The organism is Collimonas sp. OK307 (genome assembly GCF_900113705.1).
Classification (GTDB): Bacteria; Pseudomonadota; Gammaproteobacteria; order Burkholderiales; family Burkholderiaceae_D; genus Collimonas.
Map to the genome: position 1 here is coordinate 15,288 of NZ_FOQI01000014.1, position 18,730 is coordinate 34,017.

Consider the following 18,730-nt stretch of genomic DNA (forward strand, 5'->3'; position numbering starts at 1 on the left):
GCCAAACGGGTAAAACATTACTGTCACTGCGTTCAATCCAATTGGTGAACATCTCCTCAGAGTTCAGATCAGCATAAACCGGCACCCCATGGCGCCGGCTAGAATGCTTTACGTAGTTTTAGGACGAAGATGTCGTACAACGAATGTCGAGTCAAGCCTGAGCTAGTACGCCTAATCATGATTACCAGCTCTATCGAATCCTACTTGCCCGAATATCATGCTCGCTCGTCTCCTTCCATAGAAACGTCGCAAGCAATCTAACTAGGCTCTGCTTGCACCAAATCCATGGCTGCCATTCCCGAAAGACTTAGTGGCTGATTTGCAGAGGTAGCTCGCTCGAAAGAAGAAATCAGCGATGACTGCATGGTCGTCGCGGCGCATGTGGTAGTAGGGATTATCCGGTATATGGACCAAGCCCTTCACGTTCTCTGATGGCAGTCCTAGCGCACTTGCCCAGGCATCGTGAAGTCGGTTAAACATGTTATCCCTCCCCGGGAAGAATATGCCTAGCGAGCTGAATGCATCAAAGTTCAGCAAGATGGCTAAGTGGTAATGGGGACGGCCCTGCTGGCCTACCTCTCTGGTCCAGACATATCTCACTACAGTGTCATGTGCATACTGGTTTGCTCGCAGCGCCAGTTGTCGGTTGTGTTTGATCTTGGCCTTAAATGATCCGATGAAACGCTCAATGATTTGATTGTCATCGGAGATGTCATGTGAGATCAGGCCAGGTGGGAAACGAAGATCGAGTCTGAACGCAAATACGCGGCGATATTGGTCGATGGTGCGAGACATCGTTTGATGAAGTCGATGTAGATACTCGCGTATGAATGGGCCCTTTTGCACTTGGATTGGCAAGCCCAGGTACATGCTGTCGTAGTGAAGGGTTAGGTTCGAATTATCGGGATGACGGATCATTTTATTCTCCAGTGATGAGGTTCACATCATCAGGACATAGAGTATTTTTTATCACGTGCAATCGCGATCACTGTGTCGTGATTCCCGTAACGTCGACGTTGCATGACGCCTCACGTACGAGTCGTTAGTGCGACCGGATTCGATTAAGGTGATCGTAGATGGGGGTTGTAATGTAGATCCCAGTCGGGGATCTTGAACACCAGGACGTGTGCCATGTGCGAGATAGTTCTGCACTATCAAGTCAAGTGCAGCACACAGATCAACAAGTGCTATGAATGCTCGATGAACCCGACGATGTTGTCGTCAGTTATACGTTCCGTTCGAACGGAACGATGTCTGCTCTATTCGTTCAATGCAGGCGAATGCTTTTCGATGATGTATGTAGGTCTGTTTACCGAGCAATCCTTTAGACATAAAGTATTAAATAAACCATTAAGAAATGACTGCATAAAGTACATAACAATTGCTATACAAAACATATTACCAATACCGAAATTCACAGCTCCGATATTGACCTAGCAGGGTTCAAAAGGTGATCGAATACACGCTGGGGAGACAGATCGATTGCTCTGGGAAATTATGACAGCAATCTGGACAAGACTGAATCATCGGCTCAGCACTCTCGGCGGTGTAGCGCAATATCAGGTCACACTAGATAAAGGGAAGTCGGTTCAATATCCTTTTCATTCTTGGCTTATAGGTTTCGCTTTAACATTCTTGCTGCCGCGGGCGCACCACTAAGTCAAGGCATTGCGGAATTGGAGACTGGCCCGGACGGCTTGGATCTCTTACCCTTGGGAGGGTTAACGGGAAATGCGCTTGCGAGTCCAAGTGCCACAAGGCGAGCCTCAATTTGACCTTTAAAAGGCTCCATCCTTCTGTAGGCACGCCAAGACAAATCAATTTGATATTTAAGGGACGGCAGTAGCTTGCGCGCACCAGACGCCCCAGACACATGGACGATGACCTCACAGGTCAGCTCATGAACTAGGCTTCGAGCACTATCCACAGGTAGGCCGTTCAGGTGAGCCGCCAGCCCATGGACAAGCGTGGAGCGCAACGTATTCGACATGCTGTCGATCTCAGCTTTGCCAATACCCCGTGGGCACCCACAGGCTCTGCGTCTTGTCGACGTAGCCCCCGTGCAAGTAGGCCCGCGATATGCCAGCGTTGAAGGTCTCGCAACCCCTGGTGATCTGGATGCACCCTGGGCAGGCCGACCCGACGTCCGAGCAGATGGGGTCGAACGCACAGTTAAAGGCATGCAGGGACGCATCCTCGAACCAGAGCTTTAGGTAGTGCTGGAACAGCGTCAATAGGCCGCCGGCCGTGTAGTTTTGTACCGAGGTGACGTAGATCAGGAAACTCAGATCCATCGGCATCAGGTACTCGGTCAGACTTTGGCTGTCGTACCCACTGTGCCGGCGCGCGGTCAGCATCAGCGCATGCGCGATGGTGTGTAGCAGGTGTAACGGCGCCGTAGCCGACGCACCGATGGCTTTGGTGATCTCTGCGGCTGAGCCAGGCGCGGCGGTCAAGGCTGGACTGTGCGCCAACAGATGGGCCTGAGCCCGTGCAGGCGACGCCATGACCTCAGGCGGCGGCGCATCCCAGCCAGCGTGCTTAACGCACCATTGGAGTACCTTGATCGGATCCAGCCGAACCCACAAGGCTTCGGTCTGCGCGCTGAAGGCGTACAGGATGGCCTTGCCCTTAGCTGCGGAGCGCACCCGATCCTCAAACGGGTTGAGTTTTACTGGAATGTCGTCAGGGGTGCGCTCCGGCTCGCGCTTCTCGCGCGTGAAACCCACAGCAGTCAGAACCACCTTCAGGTCGGGAATGTGCGCAATGTCCTGCACCCCAAAGTTGGATTGGACATACTTCCAGTCCTCGGATCGGCTGAGCTTGACCACTGGGTCCGCGGTATTCTGGATGGCATTTCCAATGCCCTGCCGCCCCACGTCGTGGCGCAGCAGCACCGCTTCCATGGTGCGACGCTGCCGAATCAGATTGAGCAGGATGGAATCGCTGTCGATATAATTGCGAACGTCGACGAAGGTACCTTCGGACGCACCCATGCGGCTGATAAGCTTGGAGAGCTTCTCCCGGGAGGATTCGCGGATCGAAGTGAAGTCCATGCCCTGGGCGATGAGCACATCGAGACCGGCGATTTCCTTTTCGAGCTTCTGGCGCTCCTGCTTGATGTTCTCCAGATCCTGGGTCGATGCAACGCCCCCGTCGAGGATCTGCAGCAACTGGGCTTGCAGCGCTTCGCTGTCGATGCACCCGAGCAAACCATAGGCCACACCTTCGGCCAGGTCCTTGGCACGCCCCGACAAGGTGCCCTCGGGCAAGCGACCCAGTTCCGACTGAACATTGGAGACCAACTCGCCAGGCTTCTTGGACAGCGCCACGAACTGAATCACCTGAGGAAAGAAGGCGTCCCCGCCGCTGACCGGCGTGCCCTTTTGAAGGGTCGAACTGTCGAGTGGCCGGCCGACCGAGCAGGTCGGACACATCTCGGCATAGGCGGTCGCCACATTCTCGTTGGTCGAGAGGTCAAAGAAGGTGTTCTGGCGGAACATACCCGTGTTGTGGCGCAGCCCCAAGCGAGCCACCCCGCGCGCGGCCCCCGGCAGGTTCATCGGAGTGAGGTGCCCGCAACGGTGCACCACCACGAAGGGGACCTGTTGCATGCGTCCATTGCAGCCCTTCTCCCGGCAACGGATGACACCCTTGCTATGACCGTTGCCGCCAGATATCCTGAACTCGGTCGAAGCCAGGATGTGCTCGTGCTGGCGCCGCGGCTTGTCGTGGTTCTCCAAAGCACCACAGGTTTGACAACGCAAGGCCAGCGGGAATGGCGTCACGTAGATCTCGAACGGCGCTTGGACCCGGAATTCGTTGCGTTCGGCCGCCTCTTCCACGAAGGCGTCCACCGAGCCGCCGGCGATCTTCCAGTCGGAGAGGAACTTGCGCACTGCATCCACCAGTTGGGTGCGATCCAACCCTTCCAAAGCCTCTTCCTTGTCGGACACCCCCACCACCAGGGCCAAAGCCTGGTTGCGTAGGCGCATTACTGCGCCAGGTAAGAAGGGTTCGTAGAAGATGCGGCTGTTCTGGACCAGTTCCTGTTCAGCGATGTTATCTGACATCTTCTTTCTCCTTATCGTCCAAGAGCACTCAAGGTGCGCTTTTCTTTGTGGCCAGCCGAGACGATCTCGATCTGGTTCTCGATATCGCGGAAGGAACGCATCGGCGGGAACCGATAGATCGACTCGAGAGCCGTCCCCAGGTCCTTGTCTGCGCTGGCCGCGTTCAAGTTCTGCAGGCGATGCAGACCTCGGTCGACTTCGTCCTCGAGTTGCTTTCTGAAGGACGCCAGCACCCGAATATCGAACTCGTGCATCATCGAGGGTGGCACATCCAGGGCTTGGATAAGCATCTCGCGTAGCCTCTGGCGCGCAACGCCCGTGGCATCGTTGAGGACCTTGTGCAGCTGATTGGCATAGCGGTTCAAGGTCAAGCCCCAGACCGGCTGGAACTTGGCCCAATTGAGTACTACCGCGGTGAAGACCCCGGGCAACGTGCGCTGCATGACGTTGGGTGCAAAGCGGTTGATCGGGACCGAGTCCACCAACTTGTCGAGAAAGAAGTGGTAGTCATCGAAGTTGAGGAACACCCCCGACTCGAACAGCTTGCCTGAACTCAGGATCGACATGACGATCCCAGGTTGGACCCGGCCGCTTCTGGCGGAGGACTGGATGTACTCGGCGGTCGACCGTGGCCACCCATCAAGTACCATGAAGTTCAATTCGGCAATGTCCACGCCGTGTGAGACCACGCTGGTGGCTACCAGATGGCGCATCGGATCATTGGGCGCCTTGGTTTCCAAATGGTGGATCGCATCCATGATGTGGTCCAGGGGCGTCTGCCCGTCGAGTAGGCGGAAGGTTCGGTCCTTGCCGTCGCGCGCGTTGACGTTGTCCAGATGCTCCAAAATGGCCGTCGTCTGGCGCTTCATGTTGGCGTAAATCAGGTCGGTGTTGAGGTACTTGCCGACATAGTCGAGCACCACATCCGCCTGATCGGCCTGGACGCCGACCTGCTCCAGGACTTTGGGGTCCTTGGCTGCCAAACCTTCCAGCCACTCGTCGATTTGGTCCAGGTAGCGTGATGCGACCTCGCCAGCGGCTCGTTCCGTTCCGCCGCGTGTGAAGCTCAAGGGAAGCACGCCGGCGAACCAGCGCCTCACCAGGGTCTCATCGCCCTCCCGGCTGATGCGGGCGTAGAAGGACTCCCCTCGCACCGCGCCCGGCGACGGAAAGCGTCTACCCGGACGCATGTAGAGGTGCAAGATATGGTTCTGGAAGTCCTTGATGGTGGCCGTGGCCGCCAGCACCTTAGAGGGCTGCCCGCCATGCCCCACCTGCAGCGCCTGCAGCAGGGTCTCGTAGTGGGCATCGAAGTTGCCAAGGGATTCGCGCAGCAGGTGCAACTCGTCCTGGATCAGGAAGCTGAAGCCCGGGTCCAGCATCGGCGCCAGCTGCACCGTGCGGATCTTGCTCGTGCGCGAATTGTTGCCACAGTCAACCGACTCGTACTCGCCGCCTTGCAGCGCCTTCCGGATACGCTGGTGCTTGCACTTAGTGTCCGCCGTGAAGCCGTGCTCGGGGCAGAAATGCCGGAACGCCCCAAGATAGCCCGCGAAGCGCTCGTTGTGGGCGATCACGGCGAGCTTGTCGACCGTACCCACCAGGACTGTTGGGATGTAACGGTAGCATTCTTCATCGCTGACGAAGATGCCGATCTCGCCTGCGATACCCTCTCCGTACTCGCCTTCCTTCGCCTGCGTATTGCTCCAGCACTCCGGGTTGGAGCAACGGTGCAACATCCGAACCTTGTCGATGTTGCGGGTCATGTGGACCGAGCCTCGTTGCCCACAGTAAGGGCAATCGGAGATGAATCGGAAGCGATCCAGGCTTTCGTCATCGATGTCCGGCAAGAAGATATCCGCACCCTTTGTGTCCGAGCGGCTAATGCGGCCCGGTGTGCCACTACCGGTGTAGTAGCCCACAGTGAAGGGGTGCCCCTTCAAGCCCTCCCGCACCCGCAGCATCTCGGCCTGTGCCACGACGTAGGACAGTCGCTGGAACTGCTGGGCGGAGAGCATCCGCAGAGGGAAACGCAACCAGGCGGTGGTACCGTAGATGCGCCCTTTGAGGCGCGCGTAGAGCATGCCAAAAGCAATGATGCCCAGATAGGCTTCGGTCTTGCCGCCGCCCGTGGAGAACCAGAGTACGTCGACGGTCTTGGCTGCGCCCCTGCACTCGTGCGCCAACGCATGGCGCTCGTAGACCGCCCTAACCTGGGTCAGGATGAAGCCCAGCTGGAACAGGTGCCAGCCGTCGAACGACTTGCCCTGCAATTCGATAGCGCGCTTCATTGCCTCGTTCATGAATGAGAAACAGCGGCGCAAGTCGTCGTGGCTGCGCAGGAGGTCAATACCGTCCTCAATGAGGCTGACCTCGCACTCATAGTCCTGGCGGTCCCGACGCACCGCGTCGAGTTCGGCGGTCATGCCGGCCTTTCCCAGGTCGGCCTCGACGCCATCCCAGACGCCTCGGTAGTTCTTGAGAGCCGACAGAAAGCCGTCGAGCACCTCGATCGGCTTGTCTTTGAGCAGCTGGAAGCTGGCCGGCAAAGGCATGCCGACATCCTTCGGAGACGGAGCATCCACCCTCGCCTGCGCAAAGACTGGCATCGAATTGGTTCGGAATCGAAGATCCCTGACCTTCTCGACCGCGCAGGTCACGCCGTAGCCTGCGACCCCGTCCTCGGGTTGGTAGCGGTAGTCCTCGGGCTGCAGGCGGTGAGGCACATCGAATTGCCAACCCGCGAGCAGGCTCGCCTCGAAGCCAGCGTCCAGCAGGCTCGGTCGGTTCAATCCATAGGCCTTGCCAGTCGTAGAATCCGTGTTGTTCTGGAGGTACAGCTCCAGCAGAAAGCGGTTTTCCTTGCCTGCAAAATTGGGCGGCGGCCGACGCAGACGTGCCCGCAGCCTCACGTCGTGCATCAAGATGCTGTCGCCGATGAAGATGCTGCGCGTGACCAAGTCGGCTAGCTCCTCATTGCTGGCGCAGTCGTCCTTGCCCCAGGGGATGGTCGTGTTAATGTAGCCCTTGTCGTTGACCTGACCGATGCGGAAAATCCGCGGGTCGGTCTCCCAGACCTTGTGCAAGGACTTCATCAAGGGCTCGAGCTTGTGCTCGGCCCATTGGTTCAGATGCGCCTTGTCGAGGGTGAATGATACATCAGAGAACTGGACCGTAAAGCGCCGGAAGCAGTCGGGTAGCTTTTGTTGGTGGCGGTCGCCATCGGCACCCACCTGGACCGCTTTTATCATAGTGTCTAGCGATGGCACGTAGCGGTGCGTGACGTCGAAGCGACCGTTCAAGGATACGACCACCTTGCCTGACGTATCGGGCTCGACCATGAGCACCATGCCCATCGCGCTCGGAGGCTGCTCTCTCGGGTAATCAGGGTCAGGCAGTTGAGCCAGCCCGCCGACGAGCGAAATCTCCGCCGGGTCCTGCTCGTAGACCTGGCCCTCGGGCGGCAGGATCACTGTGGACTTGCCGGTCAGGCGCATGCGCATGAACTCAAGCAAGCGCTCGGAGATCGCCATCTTGTCGCGGTAGGTCAAAGCTTTGGTCATGGGCAGGTTTCTCGAATGAGGATGGAGTTTAGCTGTTCAGGGTCGGCAGGTGTTCGCCCGCGTGGTGCACCACGATCTTGGCACGTTCAGCATCCCAGTGGAAGTACAGACGCAGCGTATAACGCTGGTCGTGATTTCGCCCCAGCTTAATGTGTCGCGAAATGTCGACGCGCTGGCCTTCGTACTGGCGGAAGTAATGCTGCGCATATTTGCCCTTGGTGACCTCGGACATGCCGCCAGCGTAGGACGCGGGGATCGGCGCAAGCATGTCTTCGACGTCCTTGAGCGACTTGGTGAGGCTGGCGTACATGGGGTAGAACCCATCGACCAGCACTTGCAGCACCTTGCCAAAAGCCTGCAGATCGGCATAAGCCGAGCGGCTCATGGAACGCTCGCACCCAGGTGTAAAGATGACCTTGCCGCCGTGCCGCATGGCAAATGCCAGCGCCACCTCCTTGACGATGCGCGGCTGTGCCAAGCTCGATTGCTCGAGCGACGGGCGCTCGATGCGCACCACCCGACTGATTTGCACCATGGCATCGAAGACGTCACGCGAAAACCGGCGCGAGCCGATCTGCACTGCAGAGACATCACGGCTGCGAGACACCGCGATGGCGCGGCGCAGGTCAGAACCGATGCGGAGATGCTCGCCACGGATGACCTGAATCGCGTTGGTGACCATGGTGGACATCTTCTCGGCGCCGGGAATCTCGGCCAGTTCAGCCAGCAAGCGGATGGCCGCCGGGTTTCGCGGTCCGATTACCCCACCGTGAGCCCAGTTCTGCACCGTGTTGTTGTGTACCTCGTAGCGCTTGGATTTAAGGTATTTGTTAAGTTCGACGGCGGACTCGAGCTTCTGCATACAGGCATCAACAAACTCTTGCCATTTTTCGGCAATGCGCAGGGTCTGAGATAGACCATGGTTGTTTTGTACGAACATGTCAAAGAGGTCACGTTGCGTCGCCACGCGCTCCTCGCTACTGACCAGCATTACCAGTTCGCTGCCGATCTCCAGGTCCTTGGCAGTGCATACGACCAACTCATCGTCCTGCAAGCGCAGGATTTGGTGATTGACCGCCCAGCGCACAGGTTCGGACTGTCCCTCCAGATGCAGAACAACCACATCGCGGGTGGGCTCGGGCACAATTTCATCGTCGCGCTGCACTGGCAGCGGCTCCGTCATGAGCGCATCGAGCCAATCGTCGAAGCCCCGAGTGGCTTCGAGTTGGGCTACGCGCATCGGCCGGGGGTATTCGCCATCGTTCTCCAGCAACGTGAAAGCCATTTCGTTGTCGCTCTTGGCTTCGTCGTCAATGAGCGTATCCTTCAGATACCCCATGGCAGGCCATTCGAGCGACCACAGGCGCTGCTTGTCGCCCATGGGGGCGCTAGGCAAGGCGTAGTCCTGCCACCAGCGCCGCACCTCTTGGCACACCCGTTCTTGCTCAAAGGGATGGCACAGCACCAGCTTGCGATTGGCGGCCAATCCCAGCCAGTGGATGCGTGAGGGGTACAGTACCCCTGCATAGATCGCAAGATCGACTCGTTCCGGTGGAACGGCGGTCGAGCCATCCATATGAGAAACCATGACGTTCTCGATCGCCTCCGGCCCCAGACACTTTTCGATGTAGTTCTGCAGAATCTCGGCATCGCGCCGACTGCCCACCAGTATGCTCACGCGCAGGTCACAGTTCAAGGCCTGGCGGCACAACTGGATGATGGCTTCACCACGCCCGGGCTTAGCCTGAGCTAGGTCCTTTATCATGTTGCGCGTAAAGACCAGAGTCTGGGCGTGCAACTCTTGGATATCCCCGCGCCGGCCCTTCAGGCGTGAGGCGATATCCAGCCAAGACTCGATCATGCGAATCGGGTAACGACCACCGCGCACGTGGCGCAAGGTGCCCTGTTCGTGTACAGGGAGAGGAACATTGAGGCAGCGCAAGGCCCGGTCGACCGCCATCAGAGCGGAAAGCTCCTGCGATGGCCCACCGGTTTCCTCCATCTTGCGCTTCAGGCTCCAGATCATGAAGCCTAGTTTCTTAACGAAGGCATCCATCACCGGATCGCGCGCGGCAATCACTTCGATTTGCGGCGACATGTAGGTCAGCGGCTCGCCCGAGGCGTGGCGCAAGGCCACAACATCCGCGATGCGGGTGTTCCAGGCGTGCATCGGAAAATGCTCTGGATGCACCTGTCCGGTGTAGCCCAGAGCCGCGATGGGGACACCGGGGAAGAAATCGGGCAAGACCTTGATGATACTCAGGGCGTTTCCATCGCAGCCCTCAGATGTCACCTGCACCACGATGGCAAAGGGATGGCTCTTTTGGGAGAGCAACTCCAGGGTTTCCAGCAGGTCCCCGTGGCCGCTGACCAACAAGGTGCGTTGAAACTCCGACGGGACCAATGGCCGGATGGAGTCCACCACTATCGGTCGCATCACGGCTGAGGTACTGAAGTCGCGCAGCATGCGCCGTGGTCGTCCGAAAACGATCAAGTCGTTTCGATCAGCGATCGTGACCGGATTGAACCAGGTTGAGCGCATTAGACCGCCGGCTGCATCGAGACGCAGGCGGTGCAGATAGAAAGCCAGACGGGGTAAGGTCGATTCACGGCCGATGGGCAGGTTCAACTGAATCGACTGTCCATAGCGCAACAGCCGTCCTATGGCGGCCAAGCCCACCGCCTCCTCCTCCCTGGGCGTGCTCAAACCTTCGGCGTTCCAGACCTCGTCGCCGTCGCGCAGCAACTCCGAAGCCGTGACCGCCGGCCAGGACTGCTCAACCAGATTGCACCAGCCTTTAGTGGACGTGGCGCTTTTCACGCCAGTGCTTCCTTGGCGCCAGCTTGATTCAGATGCTCGGCGATGGCACGCTGGATCGACGGAATGAAGCTGTAGGTGATCTGACCTTCACGGTCGGCATCCTTGGATTGCTCCTTGGTGTTGACCTCGATAACACGCAGAGCGGCCCACCAGCGGACGACCGAACCTGCCTGCTCGGGCGTGACGGGAAAGTCGGAATTATCGTCTCCGATGAACTCGATAGCCGTCTGCAGATCTTCCTTGGAAAAATTGCCCAGGGTGTCGAATTCCTTGAGCTTGCCTGCCAGCGGCAAGGACCAATCGAGGCTGTCCATCCCAGACATCTGGACGAATTTCTCAAAATCCTTGGGCGGCAGTTCGGCCAAAGGCTTGAATATTCTGGAGAAGTCGTTGAAGCTCGAGGCCGACTCCTTCTTCTTGCGCACCTCAATGAACTTCATCAGATAGAAGTACCAACCTTCGGTGGCGTCGCGCAACATCTTCCCCTGCTCAGGGGTCACCGACATGCCCTGCTGCTCCAGCAAGCTTTCACAGGCGTGACGTGTCCAGCAGTTGAGATCCACCTGGCCTCCGATCTCGTTGGGCGCTGCCGTGAGCCAGGAGTGTGCGTGCCAGCTCCACATTGCTCGCGCGCCCATCAAGAAGACCAACCGCAGCGGGTACCTGAGTCGGGTCGCCTTCGAAGCCTTTTCGTTGGCGATGCTGATCAGGTCCATGATCCGGTCGATCGAGGAACAGTCCTCAAGCGAAATTAGTACGACCGCCGGCTTGACCGAGGATTCGATGGCCGTATTGATTATCTCCGAGAAGCGCTTGAGATCCATCGTCGCCATTCCGCTGACGACACGCGTTTCGTACTTAGACATCAAGCTGCCCGACCGGAACTCGTTGATGGTGTTAAAGCCCTCTTGCATATCCTTCAAGGTCATACCCAGTGCCGGTGTGCCCATGATCAGTGAGACAGAATACTTCGGCGCCCCCTCTGACGGCTTGGCCGACAGAATCATACGCTCGTCCTGTAGGGACAGCGGAGAGGGAATCCGGTTCGGACCGGAACCAGTGGCGTGGCAGGTTAGGACGTCTTGTTCGTGATCTTTAAGACCCTTGATGGCCTGCTGCAGCTTGTGCTGGACGTCGTCCATTGAGCCGATGAGCTGCAGGATGGACTGGTTGCGCAAGGCGTATTGGCGTTTTGCCTTGTCGTCTACGCGAAGCACACCCAGACCGACAAGCTCAAGCAGGAGGCTCTCGAAGCCAGACTCACTCATCTGTTGAAACTCTTCGGGCACCCATGTGCGCGCCACCTCGAGTGCCTTGCTCACGGTGAACTTGCCAATGCCTTTGTCGTAGGCGGCGATCAGGCCGTATACCACCACCGTGTAGCGCTTGTCCAGGTTGAGCGTCATGTCGAAACGCTCCCCAGAGAGACGGCGAACATCGGAGTTATTTTCGATGTTATCGAGATCGCTGTGATGGATCAGGCGCTGGCCATCCTGACGACTGCGATCTCGCCCCAACTGCTCGACCAACTCGCTGCAGAAAATGTGCAGCAAGCTGGGATGTCGATTGGTGAACGCCATGATACGATCCACCAGTTCAGGCTCCTCGAAGCGGTAGCCCAAGGCCGTCAGCGGCTGTAGGATTAGACTGCGTGCATCCTGAGACGAGAGGATGCCCACTTCCAGCGGACTGCCTAGCTGTTCCAGGGGAACGTTGGGATAAGTGCGGAAGCGGTTGACGTTGTTGAGGCCCGCGAACACCACGCGGAAGCGATGGTGCGGATCGTTAACCAAAGCCTTCAAAGAGCGGACCAGCTCAAAGTTGGTCGCGGCATCCTTGTTGAGGACAGAGTCGATTTCATCCAGACAGAAGAGGACTCGGGTGGTGCCGGGGCGCAGGAACTCCTGATGCAGCCGATCTTCCGGATCCATCTGGGCGTTGTTGGAGTTGTTGACCAGCACCTTGTCGTCAACGAGCTTTAGCACGAGTTGCTCGAAGAGTCGCTTCTTGACGTTGATGCCACGCTCAACCACGTGCTGGAAGATGCCGTCCATCGGCATGTAGAAGGCGTGGTTGTGCAACGGATCACGCTTCCTGAACTCCTGCACCGCTGCATTAAGTAGCGTGGTTTTACCCAGCTGACGACCGCCGTAGACGAGCGCCGCGCCACGGGGCTCCACCAGGGAGGCGATGTCATTTTCCCGGCCGAAGCGCATCTCGGGCGGTGCCGGCAGACGGGCATCGCCTTTGGTGTAGGGGTTGTAAAAGGTCCAAGCTGCGCTCACCCTCAAAAAGGTCTCGAGCATCATCTGCTGGTGCCGCGCGGTGGCCACGTAGGACAGGATCACCGGATCGAGTAAGAAGATGGTGCATTTGCGGTCACGGCAGAACGTGGCGAAGGCCTTGCGCTCATCAGGATTCAGGGGTTGGCCAACCATGAGGACAGCCCGATCGGGCTGTCCATGGCGCTCGATCAGGTCGGTCAGCCCACCCTGACTCCACCCCCCCTGCACGAAGATGATGTTCAGCGGCTGGGAGGTGCCAACCTCTCCCTCGAACAAAGGGAAGCCCTTGGGTAAGGTCGGGCGCGCGATGCGCACCTTAAGGCGGCGGAAGTCACCAGTTGGACTGTACTCGCAGCTGTTGAGTACGTCAGACTTTCCGAGCTTGTTGACTGCATCGATGCCCAGGAACTGCAACACCTCCACTATGCCTTCGTATGTGGGCTTCTCCAGCGCCGGGCGCCTGTTTTTGCCCTTGCTACGCCATTCGAGCAAGGTGCCGATGGCGCACTTGAAGTCCGCCTTATGCACAGCGTAGTCGAGGCCGCCGGGTTGCTCGTTGATGACCCGCTCACCCGCTTCGCGCGGGTTTGGGTGCTCATGTAAGAGGCTATAGAGCTCGTTTTGGACCTGCAGAAAGGCTGTCAACTCGGCATTGTCGAGCAGCGAAGTTTCCACCAGGCGAGCGTTGCGTTCGCTCTGCTCCTTCAACTGGTTGATCAATTCGTGCACCAGCGACAGGTTACGCTTTTCCAGCGCCTGACGAACCCGGGTGTCCCAGCCATCGGGTACGGCATCCTGGCCGACCTTGATGCGGATGCTCAGCAGCTCGCGATCGAGTTCCTCTTCGAGCTGAGCTGCTCTGCTATTGAGGAATTTTTCCATCGAACGTACGCGCAACTGCACATCGTCATCAATGTCGGACACGTCAACGTAGGGCCGGCGGTCGGAGAGCTCCTCCATCCATTCATGGATCTGGTCGATGTTGGCCAAGTGCTCGCCTTCGCTGATGATGTCCACCGACATCGCTTGCAGCGACAGGTTGCGGAACTGCTCAATGGTCTTCTTGAGCTTGGCGCGAACGCCGGCGATGTCATTGCAGACGCTGTCGATCTCGGCGTCGCGCGGACCGCTGATCTCTTCGAGCTGACGCAACAGGAGCAGGCGCACCCAGTGGGCCTGTTGGCGGCGGGCCAGGTCGAGCATATCGGCCAGCCAGTTCGGCGAAGTCAGTCGCATGGCGAACCATTCCAGGCGCAGGTCGACGCCCACGTCACCCATGTCCAGGCGTGCCAGCGTCTCGGGTAGACGGAAGGTCGCATCGGTTTGGTCGAAACGCCAAGTGTCGTGGGAAGCGCTCTTGATCTCGGCTTGAAGCTTGCGTAAGTGCTTGAGCAGCATGATGCTGCCCGCGCGGTGCTCCAGGTCCGCATGACCCGGGTGGCTTTCCAGGTTGTGGATGGAGCGCTCCAGCAGTGTGTGGAATTTCTGCAGGAAGTCCTGTACATCATTCGGGCGCACCTCGGCCGGCGCCACTTCCAGCAGCCAGGCTTGGGCGATAGACACGAGGCCATCAATCTGCTGGCAGAAGGTGGTATAGGCTGGTGTGTCGATGTGATCGCTCACTGCGGCATCGGTACGAATCTCCACTACTAGGTCATCCAGAAGACGGCACGACTCGGTATGTGTCGAATAAGTATTGACGAAGAGACGCACGGCAGCACTATCGCCCTGCTCTCCTGCCTTGATGGCGGCGATCGTGTCGCCAATAATCGGGCGCTTGATGCAGCTGCGCAGTGCCAGCCGCAGGGCATGCCAGCGGTTGGTGCGTTGCTGGTTGAGCTCCACCCACGAGTTGACCTGATCCTGCAGCTTGGCCGCGGCCAGGTGCGCCTCCTGGGCCTGTTCATTGCGCAGGATGTCCAGATCCAGACGACCGCCCCGAAGGGTGAAGTCGGCCGTGTCGTTGATCAGGCGACTCAGATGGTCGTCGAAGTGATTGGCCGCGAGCTTCAACAAGGTGGCCGCTTGCGTTTCGCCACCGGCAAAGAGCGCAGGCTGCAACGTCGCGCAGACCAGGAGGTAAGGCACGAGCTTGCCCGCGGGTTTGCGCTCGAGATGGTCTTCAAGGTCCTTGTGGTTGAGCAGGTTCAGGTCGCGCTGGGTGTAACTCAGCGCTTCGCGGTCCTTGGGCCAAAGGTTCATGCCAAAGAAGGCCGAGCGCAGGAGCGAGGCGTCCAGCACCCGGTCGGACAGCAGGGTCGACTCGTTGGCATCCCGCAGGATCTGGTAGGCCACATTTAGGTGACCCTCCTCGATCCAATGCAGGGCCACGGCTTCCGCGATGTAGCGCGGCACCTGCGAATACTGCTCGTAGGAAATCCGGAAAGCCTGCTGTGCCTCTTCCTTGGACTCGGCCCAGTGCAGATGGCGCAGCGCCTCGTCAACGCCACAAACGGCGGGCTCGTCGATTGCCGCCTCGGGTTCAGCTTCCATTGCTGGAGCAGCCTTAGCGACCAGAACCACAGACTCGGGCGCGGTTTCGGCCATCGTGGGTTCATCCACAGGCTCAGGCTCTACCACCGGGGGAACCACCTCTTGCACCGCAGCTTCCTCCGGCACCGCTTCTCGAACTTCCTCGACGGCAGCCGGCACCGGCTGGGCCACCACCGGCGTTGGCGCTACAGTTTGGACAGGCTCTGAAGGCAGTTCTTCGAAAGAGGCCGAAGGGCTGGTTTGTGCGTCGGACGAGGCAGCAGCCTCTGCTTGCTCAGGATCCAGAGCGGAAACGACTGCCTGCAAGTACAGCACGGCTTGACGGTTGAAGCCTTCCACCTCGACTTCGACCTCTTCCAGCAAAGAGGTGTCCTCCATCAGATCATCCAGCGTTCGCCCCTCGGGGACCAGCGAGTGGGCCGCCTCCACCCGGATCGTTTCGATCTCCTGGTCGGCGCTGCTGATCACGTTGTTCTTGTGCGTCTCCTTGGCTTTCAAGGAAGCCCGGGCCGTGAACTTGGCGTGCACCAGCTGGGCCTTGATCTCCTCGATCTCCTCGGTGGCGGCTGCGATCCGAGCCTGCTCGGCCTCGAAGCGCTCGACAAACTCGGGCAGCTGCCGGCGCTCTGCGAGGTTCATCTCGAACCAAGCACGTGGACGTCCATCTTCCAGAGCAGAGACCACGGTCATCTTCCAAGCCGCCCGCAACACGGGCACCAGGTCTCGCTGTTCGCTGTTGTCGAACTCCAGGGCTCTGGCCATGTTGAGCACGGCATCGCAGTAGCGTTCGATCAGCACACGCACCTCTTCTGGGGCTAGGCGTGCCTGTAGCTCAGCAAGACGCTGCAGATGCTGGTCGAGCAATTCACTGATACGTTGCCCTGGCTCCGGCCCCACATTGGGATTGCCTTGGACTTGCTGGCTTATACTAGCAATGAGCGCATAGAGATCTTGCAGGGACTGCGGCGCCGATTCAGCCGCTGCATGGTCGGCACGTTGCGCCGTGACTGGGGTTACAGTTGTTTGAGGCACAGCAACCACACCTTGCCCACCTTCTCCCGATAATCCGACTGGCTCAGTCACCGCCTTACCCGATTGAACCGACTTGATCGAGGTACCACTGTGGCTGGCCGCACTGATCATAACCGACGGTGCAGGCACGTCTTGCGGAACCTGGGGGACACCGACATCGGCCAGCATATACGGCACCACCGCAGGCACAGGATTCACCGAGATCGGAGCTAGACCCCGGAAGGTCCTATAATAGGAAAAGACCCCCGGCTCGATGGCTGCAATGTCCTCGAGCGCGGCTTTGCCGAATAAAGTGAAGCCCGCAAAGATGACTTCAGCCAGCAGTTGCTTGGCATCCTCATCAAGCTGGGCCCATTTGGCTAGGTCGTTGCGGGCACGAAGCCATGTTTCGATGGCGCATTTGCACATCACCTCGTAGGCGCGGTCCACCGTAGTGTTAGCACGGTTGGCCAAGGCCTGGACCTTGACCTGCTGAAGCCTGTAGTCCTTGTCTCTCCGTTGAGCGAGCAAATCGGTCAGTTTGGTGTTGAGACCATCCGCATCTATCTTAACGACCTCGATCAGATCCTCTGCATTGCGTAGATGCCAGCCTTCGTCGTAGCGTGCCATGGCATGCGCCTCGGGGCTGGTGTCCTTGTCACCTGTGAGCATGATGGACAGCCCCAAGTTGCGGTAGTGCAGCAAGCACCACATGAAGTACGCCAAACGCTTGGAACGCACGTCGGCGACTTCCAGAATCTTCTTGTCGTTGCGCCGGCTTCGGGGAAGACCGAAATGCTTTTGAAAGACCTCGGGAGAGGATTTGCCTGCCGCATCAATGTGCCAGCAGTCGGGCATACCCTTGGTGTTATTGGAAATGCTCTCAAGGTCGATTTTTCGCATTATTATTCACTTCCCATGAATCGCCTAGGCTTCATTAGATGTCCTGTAGCCGGTTTAAATACTGTTCTTCGAACTCTACCGGAAAAAGGCCGTTTGCATAACTGTCGCGGCGCTTCGGATTGTAGAAAATTCGATGTAATTGAATACAGAAGCTCATCGTAAAGAGATTGGAGAAGCTGCAACAATAGCTGCCGATCAATTAGATGAGTGGAAAACTGGTGCAAACAAGAAAAAACACCCACGTCAATTTAATTGGTCAAGCCCTGCTTTCGCGTGTACCGTTAGAGACTCGCTACAGCGTAGATTAGTAACAAACAGGCGGCCGATGGTAGCCTTTGTTCCTGATATGCCGGGAGCATTTTTTTTGTTTTTCCCAAGAGTCAATTTATGAAATAAGCACCTTCACAGAACGTTTTGAAACCGGCGCTATCGGCGCAAGGTGATGCTCGCCAGTGGGCCGGTTATCCATACTCAATGACGGGCTAGGACTCAGCCTAGCTCCATGAAAGCCGATGATCGAGCAACGGGCTGGAGCCGAGCATGACCGCGGTCATTCGTGGCGAGGGCTCCACTTGGACTTTCGGGCAGCAACGTAGAGCAAGGGGCGAGGTCGACCGCCATGTTAAGCCACGCTCTAAGTTGAACTCTGCCGTGCAAAGATAAGATCAACATGGTCCCTGAATCTCAGTGCATCGCGAGCGGATATCTCCGGATCATGCGGTCCACTCTCAATAGGTTTTCCCAGCAATATTTCTAGGTTACGCTTGGCGATGGCCTTTGAGGCGTCCGCGACGTCCTTGATTTCAAGTAAGCACTGCAGGCCCGCTACCGACGCTCGCCTAGCGCTCTCATCTGAACTTTTCCCAAGTGCAAGCAACATATCTGCAAAGTCCATGTATGTTACTTCCGCACCCTCAGCACGGACCGCCTGAAACAATGTATCCACCTTGGTGGAGAGAGCGATGTAGAGAATTGCGTTTCGCTTGCTTGACATGACAGTCGTCTTCAATTTTAGAAGTGCTGCGAGTGCCATTGTCAGCACTGAAACAGCCGCCCCTAAGGCGCTGAATAACGTTGTGCGAATATCCTTGAGGGGGCTAGTGGCCGGCTCATCTGCTTTGCCTAAAACTTCCTCACTGCGCACGAGGAACTTTGGTGCGATGCCTTGCTTACTCGTCTTGAGCAACGCTGCGATGGAGAACGCTTCCCCCTCCAGCGCCTTTGGAATGGCGACGACAATCTTGTCGTCGGACCTCTTTGACTCAATGGTCAATCCACTATTATTTTCGATTGACGCCGCTGCTAGCGATCCGCCTGGAACTGACAATTCAGCCTGTATTGCCGTGAGAGTTTTCCTTCCTGCATTTGAAACTCTTACGGAAATTACTTGTTCTTGGACTCCATCAATCGCTATCTGAGGGCCGGCAACAAGTGTGTATCTAAGAACGGCCTTCGGCTCACTAATGACCTCGTACAGTTTTGGCGCTATTGAGAAGAACCCAGCGATCAACGCCGGCGTGATCGCATACAGTAACACTTGTTTGAATTCTATCTTCATGCGTGAGTTGATTTGATTGACAT

The 18,730-nt window shown here is 57.9% G+C and carries 7 protein-coding genes; 1 reads left to right on the forward strand and 6 read right to left on the reverse strand.

Annotation, left to right across the window (positions count from 1 at the left end; genetic code table 11):
• Positions 1-261: 261 nt before the first annotated feature.
• From BM205_RS17360 to BM205_RS17380, 5 genes are all read right to left on the reverse strand, one after another.
• Positions 262-918 (reverse strand): inovirus Gp2 family protein, encoded by a 657-nt coding sequence (locus BM205_RS17360; protein WP_092416129.1) that lies wholly within the window; start codon positions 916-918, stop codon positions 262-264.
• A gap of 1,082 nt (positions 919-2,000) precedes the next feature.
• On the reverse strand, positions 2,001-4,073 hold the full coding sequence (locus tag BM205_RS17365; RefSeq protein ID WP_092416130.1) for a hypothetical protein: 2,073 nt from the start codon (positions 4,071-4,073) through the stop codon (positions 2,001-2,003).
• 11 nt (positions 4,074-4,084) lie between these two features.
• The gene (locus BM205_RS17370; RefSeq protein WP_217646056.1) at positions 4,085-7,636 is read right to left on the reverse strand and encodes a helicase C-terminal domain-containing protein; all 3,552 of its coding nucleotides are present in this window, start codon (positions 7,634-7,636) and stop codon (positions 4,085-4,087) included.
• A gap of 28 nt (positions 7,637-7,664) precedes the next feature.
• Positions 7,665-10,457, reverse strand: coding sequence for a DISARM anti-phage system protein DrmE domain-containing protein (locus tag BM205_RS17375; protein ID WP_092416131.1), 2,793 nt, complete (start codon positions 10,455-10,457; stop codon positions 7,665-7,667).
• On the reverse strand, positions 10,454-17,149 hold the full coding sequence (locus BM205_RS17380; RefSeq protein WP_092416132.1) for a hypothetical protein: 6,696 nt from the start codon (positions 17,147-17,149) through the stop codon (positions 10,454-10,456). The genes BM205_RS17375 and BM205_RS17380 overlap by 4 nt, the downstream gene beginning before the upstream one ends.
• 139 nt (positions 17,150-17,288) lie before the next feature.
• Between BM205_RS17380 and BM205_RS24080 the strand changes: the two genes are divergently transcribed.
• On the forward strand, positions 17,289-17,540 hold the full coding sequence (locus tag BM205_RS24080; protein WP_139227304.1) for a hypothetical protein: 252 nt from the start codon (positions 17,289-17,291) through the stop codon (positions 17,538-17,540).
• A 243-nt stretch (positions 17,541-17,783) separates the two neighbouring features.
• Here BM205_RS24080 and BM205_RS17385 read toward each other — a convergent pair whose 3' ends face one another.
• Entirely contained in the window at positions 17,784-18,707 is a 924-nt protein-coding gene (locus tag BM205_RS17385; RefSeq protein ID WP_092416133.1) for a hypothetical protein, read from the reverse strand.
• Positions 18,708-18,730 lie beyond the last annotated feature (23 nt).